General features: G+C 69.1%; 14 protein-coding genes. 8 read left to right on the top strand and 6 right to left on the bottom strand.

Annotated elements, in window-relative coordinates:
* The 7 genes from VI238_RS12665 to VI238_RS12695 all read left to right on the top strand — a co-directional run.
* Window positions 1–915: malate dehydrogenase (locus tag VI238_RS12665; RefSeq protein ID WP_331651898.1), on the top strand; the 915-nt coding region annotated here is incomplete at its 5' end.
* Window positions 916–1,060: 145 nt separating this feature from the next.
* Window positions 1,061–3,130, top strand: coding sequence for a S46 family peptidase (locus VI238_RS12670; RefSeq protein WP_331651900.1), 2,070 nt, complete (start codon window positions 1,061–1,063; stop codon window positions 3,128–3,130).
* Between the two features lie 280 nt (window positions 3,131–3,410).
* On the top strand, window positions 3,411–6,245 hold the full coding sequence (locus tag VI238_RS12675) for a bifunctional diguanylate cyclase/phosphodiesterase (RefSeq protein ID WP_331651902.1): 2,835 nt from the start codon (window positions 3,411–3,413) through the stop codon (window positions 6,243–6,245).
* 81 nt (window positions 6,246–6,326) lie between these two features.
* A complete protein-coding gene (gene prpB, locus VI238_RS12680) occupies window positions 6,327–7,217 on the top strand; it encodes a methylisocitrate lyase (protein ID WP_331651903.1) in 891 nt (296 codons plus the stop codon).
* Window positions 7,218–7,220: 3 nt separating this feature from the next.
* A complete protein-coding gene (locus VI238_RS12685) occupies window positions 7,221–7,784 on the top strand; it encodes a hypothetical protein (RefSeq protein ID WP_331651905.1) in 564 nt (187 codons plus the stop codon).
* Window positions 7,785–7,825: 41 nt separating this feature from the next.
* Window positions 7,826–8,977 carry a bifunctional 2-methylcitrate synthase/citrate synthase gene (gene prpC, locus VI238_RS12690; protein WP_331651907.1) on the top strand — a complete coding sequence of 384 codons (1,152 nt, stop codon included), beginning with the start codon at window positions 7,826–7,828 and terminating at the stop codon, window positions 8,975–8,977.
* Window positions 8,978–9,034: 57 nt separating this feature from the next.
* Window positions 9,035–9,511 carry a hypothetical protein gene (locus VI238_RS12695; RefSeq protein WP_331651909.1) on the top strand — a complete coding sequence of 159 codons (477 nt, stop codon included), beginning with the start codon at window positions 9,035–9,037 and terminating at the stop codon, window positions 9,509–9,511.
* A gap of 65 nt (window positions 9,512–9,576) precedes the next feature.
* Here VI238_RS12695 and VI238_RS12700 read toward each other — a convergent pair whose 3' ends face one another.
* The 6 genes from VI238_RS12700 to VI238_RS12725 all read right to left on the bottom strand — a co-directional run bounded on the left by VI238_RS12700 (window position 9,577) and on the right by VI238_RS12725 (window position 16,163).
* Window positions 9,577–10,188 (bottom strand): glutathione S-transferase family protein, encoded by a 612-nt coding sequence (locus tag VI238_RS12700; RefSeq protein ID WP_331651911.1) that lies wholly within the window; start codon window positions 10,186–10,188, stop codon window positions 9,577–9,579.
* Window positions 10,189–10,510: 322 nt separating this feature from the next.
* On the bottom strand, window positions 10,511–12,523 hold the full coding sequence (locus tag VI238_RS12705; protein WP_331651913.1) for an NADPH-dependent 2,4-dienoyl-CoA reductase: 2,013 nt from the start codon (window positions 12,521–12,523) through the stop codon (window positions 10,511–10,513).
* A 107-nt stretch (window positions 12,524–12,630) separates the two neighbouring features.
* Window positions 12,631–13,917, bottom strand: coding sequence for a PP2C family protein-serine/threonine phosphatase (locus VI238_RS12710; protein WP_331651915.1), 1,287 nt, complete (start codon window positions 13,915–13,917; stop codon window positions 12,631–12,633).
* A 43-nt stretch (window positions 13,918–13,960) separates the two neighbouring features.
* Window positions 13,961–14,977, bottom strand: a complete 1,017-nt coding sequence (locus tag VI238_RS12715) for a zinc-binding alcohol dehydrogenase family protein (RefSeq protein ID WP_331651917.1) — start codon at window positions 14,975–14,977, stop codon at window positions 13,961–13,963.
* 136 nt (window positions 14,978–15,113) lie between these two features.
* The gene (gene gstA / locus VI238_RS12720; RefSeq protein ID WP_331651919.1) at window positions 15,114–15,722 is read right to left on the bottom strand and encodes a glutathione transferase GstA; all 609 of its coding nucleotides are present in this window, start codon (window positions 15,720–15,722) and stop codon (window positions 15,114–15,116) included.
* 36 nt (window positions 15,723–15,758) lie between these two features.
* A complete protein-coding gene (locus VI238_RS12725; protein WP_331651921.1) occupies window positions 15,759–16,163 on the bottom strand; it encodes a DoxX family protein in 405 nt (134 codons plus the stop codon).
* A gap of 151 nt (window positions 16,164–16,314) precedes the next feature.
* On the opposite strand from VI238_RS12725, the gene VI238_RS12730 reads away from it, so the two are divergent.
* Window positions 16,315–17,244, top strand: a 930-nt coding sequence (locus VI238_RS12730) for a LysR family transcriptional regulator (RefSeq protein WP_331651923.1), incomplete at its 3' end; no start/stop codon positions are given.

The raw sequence follows: 17,244 nt of genomic DNA on the forward strand, positions 1-17,244 counted from the left end.
GCCGCCGGCGACATGCTCGGCCCCGACCAGCCGGTGATCCTTCACCTGCTCGAGATCACCCCCGCATTGCCCGCATTGCAGGGCGTCGTGATGGAACTCAACGACTGCGCATTCCCGACGCTCGCCGGCGTGGTCGCCACGGACGACGTCAACGTCGCGTTCAAGGACGTCGACTACGCGCTGCTCGTCGGCGCGCGCCCGCGCGGCCCGGGCATGGAGCGCAAGGACCTGCTCGAAGCGAATGGTGCGATCTTCGCCCCGCAGGGCAAGGCGCTCAACGACCACGCCAAGCGCGACGTCAAGGTGCTCGTGGTCGGCAACCCCGCCAATACGAATGCGCTGATCGCGCAGTCCAACGCACCCGATCTGGATCCCAACTGCTTCACCGCGATGGTGCGCCTCGACCACAACCGGGCGCTTTCGCAGCTCGCCGAGAAGACCGGCGCTCACACGACCGACATCAAGCGCATGACGATCTGGGGCAACCACAGCTCGACGCAGTACCCGGACATCCACCACGCGACCGTCAAGGGCAAGCCGGCGATCGATGCAGTCGATGGCGGCTGGTACAAGGACACGTTCATCCCGACCGTGCAGCAGCGCGGCGCCGCGATCATCAAGGCGCGTGGCGCGTCGTCGGCGGCCTCCGCGGCATCCGCGGCGATCGATCACATGCGCGATTGGACGCACGGCACCGCGGACGGCGACTGGGTATCGATGGCGGTTCCGTCGGACGGCTCGTACGGCATCGCGCCCGGCGTGATCTACGGTTACCCGGTCTCGATCAAGGGTGGCCGCTTCACGATCGTCCAGGGCCTCGAGATCGGAGCGTTCTCGCGCGAGCGCATGGATGCGACCGACAAGGAACTGCGCGAGGAACGCGCCGGCGTCGAGCATCTGTTCGCCAAGCGCTGATCCAGGCCGGCGCGCCGCCCCGGCGGCGGCCGCCGGATCCCGCCGGCTGCACGCCGCGGCCGGCTTCCGTTCGATGCACGCATCCCGCGCTGCCGCCGACGCGAGCCGGCGCGGCCGGTTGCGCCGATCCTCCCGAGGAGTTCCCATGCACAAGCTCGCAGTCGGCGTTTTCCTCGCGTGCGCGACCGCGTCCGCTGCGATGGCCGGGGAAGGCATGTGGACTCCGGACAACCTGCCGCTGGCGCAGCTGAAGTCGAAATACGGCTTCACGCCGACCGCCGCGTGGACCGCACATGCGCAGCGTGCCGCGCTGCGCCTCGCGGGCGGCTGTTCGGGCTCGTTCGTGTCGCCGAACGGGCTGGTGCTGACCAACCACCACTGCGTCAACTCCTGTGTCCAGCAGTTGTCGGACGCCGACAAGGACTTCATCAAGTCCGGCTTCCTCGCGAAGGAAGAGAAGGACGAAATCAAGTGCCCGGAGATCGAGCTCAACCGCCTCGATGCGATCACCGACGTGACGGCACGCGTGAAGGGGGCGACCGCGGGCAAGAGCGGCGAGGCGTTCGGCAAGGCAGACCGGGCGATCAAGTCCGAGATCGAGAAGGAATGCGTCGCGGGCAACAGCGCGAGCAAGCGCTGCGACGTCGTCGACCTCTACCACGGCGGCATCTACGCGTTGTACGAGTACCACCGCTACCAGGACGTGCGTCTCGTCTTCGCGCCCGAATTCGAGATGGCGTTCTTCGGCGGCGACCCCGACAATTTCAACTTCCCTCGCTACGACCTCGACATGGGCATGCTGCGTGCCTGGGAAGATGGCAAGCCGGCCAGGGTCGCCGACTTCTTCCCGTTCTCGACGGACGGCGCGGCGGAAGGCGAGATGGTCGTCACCATCGGCAACCCGGGGGGCACCGATCGCCAGCTGACGGTCGCCGAACTCGAGTCCGCTCGCGACCACGACCTGATCCCGCGCCTGCTGTTGCTCGCCGAACAACGCGGCATGATCGAGCAGTTCCGCAGCGAATCGCCGGAGCACTGGCGCATCGGCCAGCACGACCTGTTCAGCGTCGAGAACGCGTTCAAGGCGCTGCGCGGCCGCCTGCTGGCGCTGCAGGATCCGGCCGTCTTCGCGCTCAAGCGCGCGCAGGAAGCCGAGTTGCGCACGTTCGTCGACGCCGACCCCGCGCGCAAGGCGAAGTACGGCGGCGCCTGGGACGCGATCGCGAACGCGATGGACGCGTATCGCACGGTCGAAGCACGCTACAAGTACATCGAGGCCCGCCGCGGCTTCTTCTCCGAATACTACGGACATGCTCGCACGCTCGTGCGCGGCACTGTCGAGCGCGGCAAGCCGAACGCGGAACGCCTGCGCGAGTTCACCGATTCCAGGCTGCCGAGCGTGACGCAGCGGCTGTTCTCGAGCGCGCCGGTGTATCCCGACTACGAACAGGTCACGCTGGGCTGGTCGTTGCGGAAGTTGCGCGAGGCGCTCGGTACGGACGACGCATTCGTGAGGCAGGTGCTCGGGACCGATGCCCCGGAAGCGCTCGCGCGCCGGCTCGTCGCAGGCACCCGGCTCGGCGATCCAGCCGTGCGCAGGGCGCTCTGGGACGGCGGCGCCGAGGCGGTCGCGAAGTCGGATGACCCATTCATCGTGCTCGCGCGCGCGGTCGATCCGGCTGCGCGCGCGATCCGCAGCCGGTACGAGGACGAGGTGGAGGCGATCGTCGACCAGAACTCGCAGCTCGTCGCCGCCGCCCGTTTCGAGAAGTACGGCACGAGCACGTACCCGGACGCGACGTTCACCCAGCGCTTTTCGTTCGGCGAGGTGCGCGGTTGGGACGAGAAGGGGACCTTCGTGCCGCCTTTCACCGACATTGCCGGTACGTTCGCGCACGCGACCGGTGCCTATCCGTTCGCCTTGCCGGCCACGTGGCTCGCCGCGAAGGAGCGGCTCGACCTGCGCACGCGCATGAACCTCGCGACGACGAACGACATCATCGGCGGCAACTCGGGCAGCCCGCTCGTCAACGCCCGCGGCGAGATCGTCGGCCTCGTCTTCGACGGCAACATCCACTCGCTCGGCGGCAACTACTGGTACGACGAGCGACTCAACCGTACCGTGGCCGTCCACAGCTCGGCGATACTCGAAGCGCTGCGCAAGGTCTACGGCGCGGATCGCCTCGTTCGCGAGCTCGAATCCGCCCGCCGCTGACGATCCCGCCGCGGGCGGCCCGACCACTTGCGGCCCTCGTCCCGGCGCTTCCGGCGCCTCCGCGAGATGCCCCGCTATTGACACCCGCGCCGCCGCGCGCTGCACTGGTGCCGTCCTGCGGCGAAGGGGTGTCGCGGCCACAGCCCCGCGCACGCGCGGCCGGAGTCCCATGGTTCACTGTTCCACAAACCTGCAGCCAGCGGACGCGGTACAGCTGGAGTGCCTGCTCCGGCTGGTCGAGCTGACGGCCCCGCGGGAAACCGCGCAGGCGATCGTGGACATGATCCAGCGCCACTTCGGTTGCAGCGCGCAGCTCGTCATGTGGCTCGACGACGTCGCCGAGATGATCGATTCCGCCGGTGTGGGCCGCCCGGAGCGCGCCGACATGCGCCGCGTCGCGGCGCTGATGGCGGCCGAGGAGTCGATGCGGATCGAGGGCCGTCGCGTCGACGTACGGCTGGACGACGATCGGGCTGCGCTGCTGCTGCAGTTCCCCGACGAAGTCTCCGCCCCGATGCTCGACATGCTCGCCCCGTGCACGCGTTTCGCCTCGGTGCACCTGCGCCGCGCGCTTCAACTGCAGGACCTGCACCAGTCGCACAAGCAGCTCGAGCACTCCGAAGCGCTGCAGCGCGCGCTGTTCGCCATCTCGGACCTCGCCGGATCCGATCGCGACATGCCCGACCTGCTTCGCGGCATCCACCTCATCGTCAGCACGCTGATGTACGCGGAGAACTTCTTCATCGTCCGCTACGACGCGGAACGCGACAGCCTGCGCTTCCTCTACTTCGCGGACGTCGAAGACACCGAAGTCCCCGACACGTCCGAAGACATCCCGATGGAGGGTTTGCGCGACACGCTGACCTGGCACCTCATCGTCGAGGGCAGGGCGCTCATGGGTTCGATGGACCAGCTGCGCAAGCAGGTCGCCGCGCCGTTGCGGCCGGTCGGGCCGGACAGCTACGACTGGCTCGGCGTACCGATGCTGCGCAATGGCAAGGCACGCGGCGCGCTCGTGGTGCAGAGCTACCAGGAAGGCATCGGCTTCACGCCCGAGGACCGGGCGTTGCTCGAGTTCGTCGGCAGCCACATCCTCACCGCGCTCGAACGCAAGCGCAACAAGGAGGATCTGGAGCAGGAAGTGCGCCTGCGCACGCTCGAGCTGGCGGAGGCGAACCTCGGCCTGCAGCTCGAGGTGATCGAGCGCCAGCGCGCGGAACGCCTGCAGGCGGCCCTGTTCCACATCGCGCAGCTCGCGACGATCGACATCGACGAGAACGAATTCTACGAACGCCTGCATGCCGTCGTCGGCGAGCTGCTCAATGCCGAGAACTTCTTCATCGCACTGCTCTCCGACGACCGTCGCATCCTGTCGTTCCCCTATTACGTCGATGCCGGCGCACGCCGCACGGTATCGCGCGAGGTAGGGCGCGGGCTCACCGAGTACGTGCTGCGCACGGGGGTGCCGCTGCTCGGCGACACCGCGCGCATCGACGAGCTCGGGCGCAGCGGCGAGATCGATCCGGCCCGCATCGGGCGCCCCGCGTTCTGCTGGCTCGGCGTGCCGTTGCGCGTGGACGAGCAGCCGATCGGCGTGGTCGTCGTGCAAAGCTACACGGAGACGGTATCGTACGGCCCGTCGGACCAGGAGCTGCTCAGTTTCGCCGCGTTGCAGATCGCCAACAGCATCCACCGGCGGCGCTCGGCGGCCACGCTGCAACGTGCGAACGCGGAACTCGAGCTGCGCGTCGCCGAACGCACGCGCGAACTGCGCGAGCAGATCCTGCAGCGCGAGCGCGCGCAGGACCAGCTCAAGCACCAGGTGATGCACGACGCGCTGACCGGGCTGCCGAACCGCGGCTTCCTGCGCGAACGGCTCGATCGCATCCTCGGCCGGCTGCGCGAGGAGCCGAACCTGCGCTGCGCCTTGCTCTATCTCGACGTCGACCGCTTCAAGGTGGTCAACGACAGTCTCGGCCACCTCGCGGGCGACGAAATGCTGAAGGCGGTGGCCGGACGCCTGCTCAAGTGCGTGCGCGCTCCGGACATGGTCGCGCGCCTGTCCGGCGACGAGTTCGCGGTGCTCATCGAGGACGTCGGCGATCGTGCCGCGGTCGAGGACGTCGCGCAGCGCGTGCTCGACACCCTCGGCGTGCCGCTGCAGCTGGCCGGTCGCGAACTCGATCCCTCGGTGAGCATCGGCATCGCAATCGGAGACGGCAACTACGTCGTGGCCGACGAGCTGCTGCGCGACGCGGACATCGCCCTGTATCGTGCGAAGGAGCTCGGTCGCAAGCGATACACGCTGTTCGACGACACGCTCGCCAAGAGCGCGATCGACGTGCTCGCGATGGAAGGCGAATTGCGCCAGGCGTTGCGACGCGACGAGTTCGAGCCGTACTTCCAGCCTTTCTGTCGCCTCGCCGACGGCGAAGTCGTCGGCTACGAGGCGCTCATGCGCTGGAACCATCCGCGAGACGGCGTCGTCGGGCCGTCCGCCTTCCTGCGCGTCGCGCAGGACAGCGGCCACATCGAGGCGATCGACTGGCGCGTGTTCGAGGCCGCGTGCGGCTCGATCCAGCAACTGGACGAGACGCGACCGTTCCTCACCATCAACGTCTCCGCGCTGCACTTGCAGCACGCCGATTTCGACCGCCGGCTCGTGCGTCTGCTCGAGCGCACCGGCCTCGACCCCGCGCGCCTCATCATCGAAGTCACGGAAGGCTCGCTGCTCGACGACCCCGAGCGCGTGCGCGCGACGCTCGAGCGCTTGCGCGGGCTCGGGATCGGTGCGGCGCTCGACGACTTCGGCACCGGATACTCGTCGCTGAGCTACCTCCATTCGCTGCCGCTGCGCATGCTCAAGATCGACCGATCGTTCGTCCACGCGCTCGACGAGGGGACGCCCGCGACGACGACCGTCGTCGCAGCGATCCTCGCGCTGGCCCGCGCGCTCGGCATCCAGGTCATCGCCGAGGGCATCGAGACGCCGGCGCAGAGAAGCGCGCTGCTGCGCATGGGTTGCGAGTTCGGCCAGGGCTTCCTGCTCGGGCGGCCGGCGCCGATCGAGCGCTGGGCCGGATCGGAATCGACGCTCGTAGCGGGCAGGGCGTGAAGGCGCCCCCAGCGACGGCAGGCGGACCCGACTGGGTTAAAATCCGCGGCTGACGCATCGTCAGCATCCGGAGCACGATCCATGACCAGCCCTTCCGCCGGCGCGGCCTTCCGCGCGGCCGTCGCCGAAGAGCGGCCCTTGCAGGTCGTCGGCGCGATCACCGCGTACGCCGGCCTCATGGCGAGGCGCGTCGGCTACAAGGCGATTTATCTGTCCGGTGGCGGCGTCGCGGCGAATTCGCTCGGCATGCCCGACCTCGGCATCAGCACGATGGAGGACGTGCTCACGGATGCGCGCCGCATCGTCGACGCGACGCGGATGCCGCTGCTGGTCGACATCGACACCGGTTGGGGCGGCGCATTCAACATCGCGCGCACGATCCGCTCGTTCGTCAACGTCGGCGTCGCCGCCGTGCACATGGAAGACCAGGTCGGCCAGAAGCGCTGCGGGCACCGACCGGGCAAGGAGGTCGTGTCGAAGGGCGAAATGGTCGATCGCGTTAAGGCTGCGGTCGACGCGCGTACCGATCCGGCCTTCGTGATCATGGCGCGTACCGACGCGGCCGCTGTCGAGGGCATCGACGCCGCGATCGAGCGGGCCGTCGCCTACGTCGAGGCCGGCGCCGACATGATCTTCCCCGAAGCGATGAAGACGCTCGACGACTACCGGCGGTTCAAGCAGGCGGTGAAGGTGCCGATCCTTGCCAACCTCACCGAGTTCGGCTCGACGCCGTTCTTCACCGTGGACGAACTGCGTGGCGCCGGCGTCGACATCGCGCTGTACTGCTGCGGCGCCTATCGCGCGATGAACAAGGCCGCGCTGGGCTTCTACGAGACCGTGCGCCGCGACGGCACGCAAAAGGCGGCCGTGCCCACGATGCAGACGCGCGCGGAGCTGTACGACTTCCTCGGCTACCACGCTTACGAGGAAAAGCTCGATGCGCTGTTCGCCGGCGGCGGTTCGGGCGAGTAGTCGATGAGCGAGCGGCCGCGCGCCAACGAAGCCCCTGCGCGCAACTGGGACGGCCTCGCCGCGATCATCGCGGCGCTGATCGGCGCACTCGCGCTGGTGGTGTCGGGCTACACGGCCTACCTGCAGCGCACCCAGGTGCGCGCCCAGGTATGGCCGTACCTCATGCTCGCAAGCTACGACACCGAGAATTCGGTCAAGCTGCTCAACAAGGGCGTCGGCCCCGCGATCGTGAAAAGCGTGCGCGTGACCGTCGACGGCAAGCCGCAGCGCACGTGGCGCGACGTGGTGACCGCGCTCGGTCTCGAGCACGTGCCGCTGCGCACGTCCACGATCACCGACAACGTCGTCAGCGGCGGCGAAGTCGTGCCGATGCTCGTGATCGGCGACGAGGACGTCTACCACCGATTCCGCAAGGTGAGCGCGCTCCGTTCCGGCATCGAGATCTGTTACTGCTCGACGCTCGAGGAGTGCTGGCTGTATGCGGGCGACGACGCGGACACGCGAGCCGCGCACGAGCCCGTCGATTCATGCCCCGCGTTGCCGCCGGGCGAAGCCTTCGGCGACTGACCGAAGGCGGCGAAGAACGAACCCATCACCGAGAGATTGCCATGACCGACACCGCCACGCCGTTCAAACCCAAGAAATCCGTCGCCCTTTCGGGCGTCGCCGCCGGTAACACGGCGTTGTGCACGGTCGGGCGCAGCGGCAACGATCTCCATTACCGCGGTTACGACATCCTCGATGTCGCGACGACCTGCGAGTTCGAGGAGATCGCGTACCTGCTCGTGCATGGCAAGCTGCCCAATCGGGCCGAGCTCGCCGGCTACAAGGCGAAGCTGAAGGCGCTGCGCGGCATCCCCGCCTCCGTGAAGGCCGTGCTCGAGCAGCTGCCGGCGTCGGCGCATCCGATGGACGTGATGCGCACGGCGGTCTCGGCGCTCGGCTGCGCCCTGCCGGAGAAAGACGACCACAACCATCCCGGCGCCCGCGACATCGCGGACCGCCTGATGGCCTCGCTGGGCTCGATCCTGCTGTACTGGTACCACTTCGCGGTGAACGGCAGGCGCATCGAAGTCGAGACCGACGACGATTCGATCGGCGGCCATTTCCTGCACCTGTTGCACGGCGAGAAGCCGAACGAGCTGTGGGTGCGCGCGATGCACACCTCGCTGATCCTGTACGCCGAGCACGAGTTCAACGCGTCGACGTTCACCGCTCGGGTCGTCGCGGGTACCGGCAGCGACATGTATTCGGCGATCGCGGGCGCGATCGGTGCGCTGCGCGGGCCCAAGCACGGCGGCGCCAACGAGGTCGCGTTCGAGATACAGAAGCGCTATGACAGCCCCGACGAAGCCGAAGCGGACATCCGCGCGCGCGTCGAGCGCAAGGAGGTCGTGATCGGTTTCGGCCATCCGGTCTACACGGTCGGCGACCCGCGCAACAAGGTGATCAAGGACGTCGCCCGCGAGCTGTCGGCGGCGCAGGACAACATGAAGATGTTCGACATCGCCGAGAGGCTCGAGTCGGTCATGTGGGACGTCAAGAAGATGTTCCCGAACCTCGACTGGTTCAGCGCGGTCAGCTATCACATGATGGGCGTGCCGACCGCGATGTTCACGCCGCTCTTCGTCATTTCGCGCACGTCCGGCTGGAGCGCCCACGTGATCGAGCAGCGCATCGACGGCAAGATCATCCGACCGAGCGCCAACTACACCGGGCCCGAGGATCTCGCATTCGTGCCGATCGATCGGCGCCCTTGACGGATCGCGGCGTGCGGAGATACTGGTCGCGTCCGTAGCGGCTCCCGGGGGAGCGACATGCAGGCCGCCACCGTCTACGCCAAGACCGATGCCGGTCGAGCCGAGATCGGCTCGCGTCGGCACAAGCTCGCACCGCCCGTCCGTTCGCTGCTGCTGCTCGTCGACGGGCAGCGCGACGCAGCGCAATTGCGTCGCTTCGGCGAAACGCTGCACGCGCCGGCCGGCGCGATCGACCAGCTCGCCACGCTCGGCCTGATCGCCCCGCTCGGCTCGGCCGCGGCGGCGCCCGAGCCGGCCGCAACGGCGCCGTCGCCGGCCGCCCAGCGCTTCATCACGCTGAGCGGCCTGATGTCTGAGGGGGTGCGCGAGTACCTCGGCCTGCGCGGCTTCATGACGCAGCTGCGCATCGAGCGTTGCAGCAACGCCGACGAACTGCTCGCGTTGTTGCCTGACATCAGCGCTGCGATCGCCAAGGCGCGCAGCGCCGAATTCGCGCACGAGTGGGAGCGCATCGTTCGCGCCGCGGTCGCCTGAACCGACTCGCGGCGCGCAACGGGAAGGCGGGAGCCGACCACGTCCGCACGTGCGATGGCTGTGGCTCAGGCGGTCTCGTCGGCCAGCACCTTCCGCACGGCGGCGTCGGCCTCCATGCGCGCGAAGAACGCCGCAAGATTGTCGAGGCCGGCGAGATCCACGTTCTGGCCCTTCGCCCAGCGCAAGGTCACGAACAGGTAAGGATCGGCGATCGAGCGCTCGCCCGCGATCCACTCCCGCCCCGAAAGCTGCGCATCCGCGCGCTCGAACAATGCACGCAGGGTCTTGCGTGCGGCGTCCTTCGTCTTTTCGATCGTGGCCGCATCTTCGAGGTAGGCGGTCGATCCGAACAGCGGCTTGAACGCGGGATGCACGTCGGAGTTGACGAAGGCGAGCCAGCGGTTCACTTCGGCGCGGCCCTTCGGCGTGCCATCGCCGCCGAGCTTCGCCTGCGGGAAGGTGTCGGCGAGGTAGTTGAGGATCGCCGAGTTCTGGGTCAACAGCCAGCCGTCCTGCTCGAGCACCGGAACCGCGCCGGCCGGATTGATCCTCTGCTTGAAATCGGCGCCCGCGCGCTCGTCCCGGCTCACGCGCTGCGTCGTGTACGGCTCGCCGATCCATTCGAGCACGATGTGATCTGCGAGCGAGCAGGCGCCGGGCGAGTAGTAGAGTTTCATTCGAGCCTCCGAAATGGGTGTGCATGCATGCTGGCGAGCCGCCTTCGACGAATCAATACGCGATTGCCGCGCCTCGGCGAACGCTGAGTTTCGCCGTGTGCAACGGCACGTCGGGTCGCGACGTTCCCGAAGCGGATGACGGCATCGCGTGAGCGCACCCGCTGGACGGAGCTGATGCCAGCACTCGGTTGCATGGACGCTGAACCCGGCTGCCTCTGGCGCCGAAGATCCCGGCCGCTTCATCGATGCGAACGCCCTTGGCGTGGTGCGTCGCCCATGGCGACGTCGCGCTGGCTGCGCCACTCCGACGCTCCGCACGCGCTTACAGGCTCGCGGCGAGGCGCGTGCCCTGGTCGATCGCTCGCTTCGCGTCGAGCTCGGCGGCGACGTCGGCGCCGCCGATGAGGTGCACGCGGGCGCCGTCGACACCGAGTTCGGCGTGCAGAGCGCGATTCGGCTCCTGGCCCGCGCAGACGATGATCGTGTCGACCGCGAGCACCTGCGCCTCGTCGCCGACGCGGATGTGCAGTCCGTCGTCGTCGATGCGCTCGTAGGCGACGCCGCCGAGCATCGTCACGCGCTTGGCGGCGAGCGTCGCGCGGTGTACCCAGCCGGTCGTCTTGTTGAGGCGCTTGCCCGGCTTGCCGGGCGAGCGCTGCAACAGCCAGACCTCGCGGGCAGGCGCTTCGGGCGCCGGCCTGGCCAGACCCGCGCGCGCCGCGAGCGTCATGTCGACGCCCCACTCGTGCGTCCAGCGCGCGACGTCGGTCGTCGGCGATGGTGCGGGCTCGACCAGGAATTCGGCGACGTCGAATCCGATCCCGCCCGCGCCGATGATCGCGACGCGCGCACCGACCGGCGCGTCGTGTAGCAGCACGTCGACGTAACTGAGCACGTTCGGGCGGTCCCCGCCCGGGATCGCGATCGCGCGTGGGGTGACGCCGGTGGCGAGCACGACATCGTCGAATCCGCGCAGCCGCTCCGCCGTCGCGCGCGTGCCAAGGCGAAGCTCGACGCCGGTCCGTTCGATGCGACGCGCGAAATAGCGCAGCGTTTCGTGGAACTCCTCCTTGCCCGGGATCCGCTTGGCCATGTTGAACTGGCCGCCGATCTCGCGCGCGAGATCGAACAGCGTGACCGCGTGACCGCGTTCGGCGAGCGTGGTCGCGCACGCGAGGCCGGCGGGGCCGGCGCCGACGACGGCGATGCGCTTGCTGGACGCGGCCGCGGCGATCACGAGCTCGGTCTCGTGGCACGCGCGCGGATTGACGAGGCAGCTCGCGCGCTTGTTCTCGAACACGTGATCGAGGCAGGCCTGGTTGCACGCAATGCAGGTGTTGATGTCGTCGCCGCGATCCTCGCGCGCCTTGCGCACCCATTCCGGATCGGCGAGCAGCGGACGCGCCATCGACACCATGTCGGCATCGCCTTCGCGCAGGATGCGCTCGGCGACATCGGGCATGTTGATGCGGTTGGTCGTGATCAGCGGGATGTTCACTTCCGCCTTCATGCGCCGCGTGACCCAGGCGAACGCCGCGCGCGGCACGCTCGTGACGATCGTCGGCACGCGCGCCTCGTGCCAGCCGATGCCGGTGTTGATGAGCGTCGCCCCCGCGCCTTCGATCTTCCTCGCGAGCGCGACGATCTCGTCCCAGGCCTGGCCGCGATCGACGAGATCGAGCATCGAGAGCCGGTAGATGATGATGAACTCGCGTCCGACCGCCGCGCGCATGCGGCGCACGATCTCTACCGGGAAGCGCTGCCGCTTCTCGACGCTGCCGCCCCAGTCGTCCTCGCGCCGGTTCGTGCGCTCGGCGAGGAACTGGTTGATGAGGTAGCCCTCGGAACCCATCACTTCGACGCCGTCGTAGCCGGCGTCCTGCGCCTTGCGCGCGCAGTTGACGAAGTCGGCAATCGTGCGTTCGACTCCGCGCGCGGACAATGCGCGCGGCGTGAACGGCGTGATCGGCGACTTGACCCGCGACGGCGCGACCGAAAGCGGGTGGTAGCCGTAGCGACCGGCATGCAGGATCTGGAGGCAGATGCGCCCGCCTTCGGCATGCACCGCGCGCGTGATGCGCCGGTGCGGCGCGACCTGCCACGGCATCGACAAGCGGCTTGCGAACGGGCTGAGCCAGCCGGCCACGCTCGGGGCGAAACCGCCGGTGACCATGAGGCCGACGCCGCCGCGCGCGCGCTCGGCGAAATACGCGGCGAGCTTGTCGAAGTCGCGTGCGCGGTCTTCGAGGCCCGTATGCATCGAACCCATGAGCACGCGGTTCGGCAGGGTCGCGAAGCCGAGGTCGAGCGGAGCGAACAGGTTCGGATAGCGCACGGGTGGCCCGCCGGATTCAAACGATCGTATGAAGATGCCCGGAATGAGGGCCGCCGACAAGCATGCGCCGCGCCGTCGCGCCCGGAGGCGCGCGAGGCGGCCGGTACTCAGTGCGCGATGCGCAGCACCACGACGGTCTGGTCGTCGCTGCCGATCGTGCCGCCCTGGTGGGCGGCGAGGCGTTCGCGCAACACTGCGAGCAGGTCCGCGGGCTGCTCCGGGCCCGTGCGCACGAGTTCCATGAGACGCTGTTCGCCGAACGGTTCGCGGTTCGCGTCGCGCGCTTCGACCACGCCGTCGGTGTAGACGACGAGCACGTCCCCGGGCGCGACCTCGAAACTCTCGTTCTGCCAGGCATGGTCGCGCAGCACGCCAAGAGGAATCTGCGTGCCGCCGCCATGGCGCACGACGTGGTCGCCGCGTCGCTGCAGCAGCGGCGGATGGCCGGCATCGACGAAGGTCGCGCGGCGCAGGTCGGGTCGATAGAGCAGCGCAAGCGCGGTGAGGAAATGGCCCCGGCTGCGACGCGAGAAGAAGTGGCGGTTCGCATAGGTGAGCGCGCCCGCGGGGCCCGCGTCCTCCCCGCCCGGGTAGGTGCGCAGGATCGCGTCGAACTGCACCGCTTCCATGGCTGCTGCCGCGCCATGGCCCGAGACGTCCGCGAGCATGAGCGCCCAGATGTCGGCGCCGGGGTCGACGAAATCGGGAGGCGCGTACTGCGTGAGCGGCATGAGGTCGTAGTAATCGCCGGCGGCGGTTTCCGCGGGCTGCCAGTGCGCGGCGTACTCGAGGCCTCGGATCGGCGGATCGTCCGGAAGAAGCAGGCGTTGCACGTCGGCGATGCCCTCGATCGCCTTGCGTTGGCGCACCGTCTCGTCACGCAGCGCGCGCGTCGCGAGCGGACGCACGACGAGGTTCGCGGCAAGATTCACTTCCGTGAGCCAGGCGGCGAGATCGAGCGCGTCGAAGCGCCTCGCATCGGCGCTGCCGAATGCGAGCCAGTGACGCACGACGCCCGCGTTCGCGACCGGAACGCCGAGCACGGCGAGGGGCGACCCGAGCGCGCGAGCGAACGGTGCGTCGGCGACGGCGCCGTCGACGCGTACGACGTGCGCGCTTCGTGGCGAGAGCATTGCGCGGGAAAGCGCGTCGTCGAACGTCCGCGCGCGCTCGCGCTGGCCGCGCGGATCGGTGTTGGCGATGCGCTCGACGCCGGCTTCGTCGACGAGGCCCGCGAGGTGGCACTCGCCCGGCAGATGGCCCTCCACCTGCAGCAGCGACAGCGAGCAGCCTGCGAGGCTCGCGGAGAAGTGCGCGTGCAGCGTGCGCAACGCGGCAACGGAGTCTCCGTCGAACGCGCCGAGCGCGAGCATCTGGTCGAGGGTGATCGGCATCGCGCGATTGTCGGCGACGGCGCGCCTTCGCGCGAGCGGCGCCTCACCAGCCCGACACGACCAGCTTGCCGACCATCGTTCCCGACTCGAGGCGGCGGTGCGCCTCGCGCAGGTTCGCGGCGTCGATCGGCGCGAGCGTCTCGCCGAGCGTGCCCACGAGCTCTCCCGCGTCGACGAGCGCGGCGACACGGTCGAGGATACGCCCCTGTTCGGCCATGTCGGCGGTGCGGAATCGCGGCCGTGCGAACATCATCTCCCAGTGGATACCGATGCATTTCGCCTTGTACGGATCGCCGATCCCGAGCGCGCCCTTCGGCTCGACGATGAGGCCGAGATGACCCTGCGGGGCGAGCAGCAGGCCGAGTTCGTCCCAGTAGCGATCGATCTCGACGAGCCCGATCGCGGCGTCGACGGCCTCGAAGCCGAGCGCCGCCAGCTGCGGCGCGAGCGCCGACCGGTGGTCGATCACGTGGTCGGCGCCGCACCGCCGGCACCAGGCGATGGTTTCCGGGCGCGATGCGGTCGCGACGACGATGAAGCCGGCCCGCCGCGCGAGCTGGATCGCGATCGAGCCGACGCCGCCGGCGCCGCCGATCACCAGCAGCGACTTCCCGTTGCCGCCGTCGTCGGCGTCGTACGGCATGCGCTGGAACAGCAGCTCCCACGCGGTGATCGCGGTCAGCGGCAGCGCCGCGGCCGCGCCGAAGTCGAGCGATGCCGGCTTGCGCGCGACGATGCGTTCGTCGACGAGCTGGAACTGCGCATTACTGCCCGCGCGCGTGATGTCGCCGGCATAGTAGACCGCGTCGCCGACGCGAAAATGCGTCACCGCGTCGCCGACCGCCTCCACCACCCCGGCGGCGTCGTAGCCGAGTACCTTCGGTTCGGGTTCGACCTGCGCCTTCGGTGCGCGCACCTTGGTGTCGACGGGATTCACCGATACCGCCTCGACGCGGACGAGCAGGTCGCGACCTCGCGCTTGGGGACGTGGCAGCTCGACGTCGACGAGCGATTGCGGGTCGTCGATGGGCAAGTATCGGGTCAGGGCGACGGCTTTCATGCGCAGGCTCGCTGTGGTGTCGGTGGCGCCACCATAGGAGCATGCACGCGCGCGGGAAAGGCCATGCCCGCGCGCAACCAGCCTCGTTCCGCGCAGCACGCGCGCCGCGTCGCCGGGACCGCGGCGCGCCTGCGCATCAGCGCGCGAGACCCTCGGCCGTGAGCGCGGCCTTGACCATCGGCCGTGCCGCGACGCGCGCGCGGAACGCGACGAGGTTCGGAAACGGCGCAAGATCGAGCCCGACGAAACCGGACCAGCCGGTGACGACGAACAGGTACGCGTCGGCGACCGTGAACGTCCTGCCGCCGATGAACGGACCCCGGGCGAGCGCCTGCTCGACGATCGCGAGCCGACGGCCGAGCAGGCCGAGCGCCTGCCGGCGGTATTCGACCGGCGTTTCCGGCTTGAACAGCGGCGAATAGCCCTTGTGCAATTCGCTCGTGATGAAGTTGAGCCACGACTGCAGGCGATAGCGCTCCGGGCTGCCGTTCGCGGGCGCGAGCCCGCTCGCGGGCGAGCGATCGGCGACGTACTGCAGGATCGCGGGCCCTTCGGTGAGCACGACGCCGGGTTCGATTTCGAGTGCGGGCACGTAGCCCGCCGGATTGATCGCGAGATAGTCGCGATCGTCCTCGGTACGGTGGGTCTCGAGGTCGACCTTGACGAGATCGAACGCAAGGCCGGCTTCACGCAACGCGATGTGCGGGGCCTGTGAGCAGAGGCCGGGGCCGTAATACAGACGCATGGGATGACTCCAGTGGTTGGGGCGGGAGGGAGGCGTTCAGGCCGTCGATCGCGCATGCGACCCGCGCGGAGGCAACCACGCGCCTGCGCCGAGCAAGGCCTGGGCGAACGAGACCAGCGCGATGAACAGCGGGTATTCCCAGCCGCCGCCGGTATTGGCGAACTCCCAGCCGTTGCCCGCGTGGGGCAGGATCGCGCCGAGCGCGATGAGCCCGAGCACGATCGCGACCGGGCGCACGGCGATGCCGGCGAGCAGCGCGAGTCCACCGAACAGTTCGGCCACGACGACCGGGTAGACGAGCAGCCCCGGCAGTCCGTGCTGTTCGAACCAGGCGACCGTGCCGGGCAAGGTGAAGACGACGAGCTTGAGCAGCGCATGGGCGAGGAACAGCACGCCGAGCGCGAGACGCAGCAGCGCTGCGCCGAAAGCCGAAGTGTGCATGGCGGATCCTTCGTGTGGATGCCGGTCGGAGCCGGCGGGGGAGCACACGCTAGGCCTTGCTAAGCTGCACGTAAATCACCAAGATTTACAATACGTGTTTGCAATCGTGCAAACTCGGATGCGATGCTCGCGGCCCCTGCCGGAGCTGCCGATGTTCGACTGGAACGACCTGCGCTACGTGCTCGCGATCGCCCGCGGCGGCAGCCTCGCCGCGGCCGCACGCAGCCTGTCGGTGAACCATTCGACCGTGTTCCGCCGTCTCGCCGCGTTCGAGGACGCACTCGGCGTGCGCCTGTTCGAGCGCCTGCCCGAAGGCTATGTGCTCACCGCCGAGGGGGAAGCGATCCGCACGCACGCCGAGCAGGTCGAGCAGTCGATCCATGCGCTCGAACGCGCGGTCGCCGGCAGCGACTTCCGCCTGTCCGGCGACGTGCGCATCACGACCGCGCCGAACCTCGCGAGTGCGTACATCGCGCGCTACCTGCCTGCGTTCCGCGCCTTGCATCCGGACATCCGGGTCGAGATCGCCGCAGCCGACAGCGATTTCGACCTCGCGCGGCGCGAAGCCGACCTCGCGTTGCGCGCGACGGCGCAGCCGCCCGACCATCTCGTCGGGAGAAAAGTCGTCGATCTGCCCTGGCTCGCTTGCGCGAGCCGCGCCTACGTCGACGCACATGGGCGGCCCCGCACGATGGACGATCTCGCCGCGCATGCATTGATCGGCGCCGACGCGCGTTTCTCGCGCCTGCCGGTGTTCGCATGGCTGCATGCGCGCCATCCGTACGAGCGCTTCGTCGTGCGTGCGGGCGACCTCAACACCATGGCTGCGCTCGCCGCGGCCGGCATCGGCATCGCGCTCCTGCCCGCCGACCAGGCCGATGACGCGCTCGTGCAGCTGTTCGCGATCGAGCCGCCGTTCGCGTCGCCGCTGTGGCTGCTCACCCATCCGGACCTGCGTCACGTCGCGCGCATCAAGGCGCTCGCGGATTTCCTGTACGAGTGCTTGCGCGCCGACCCGCGCCTGCGCGCACACGCGATCGTGAGCGCGGCCAAGCCGGCGCAGCGCGTTCGCCGCGCGCGG

The organism is Dokdonella sp. (assembly GCF_036518555.1).
GTDB lineage: Bacteria > Pseudomonadota > Gammaproteobacteria > Xanthomonadales > Rhodanobacteraceae > Dokdonella_A.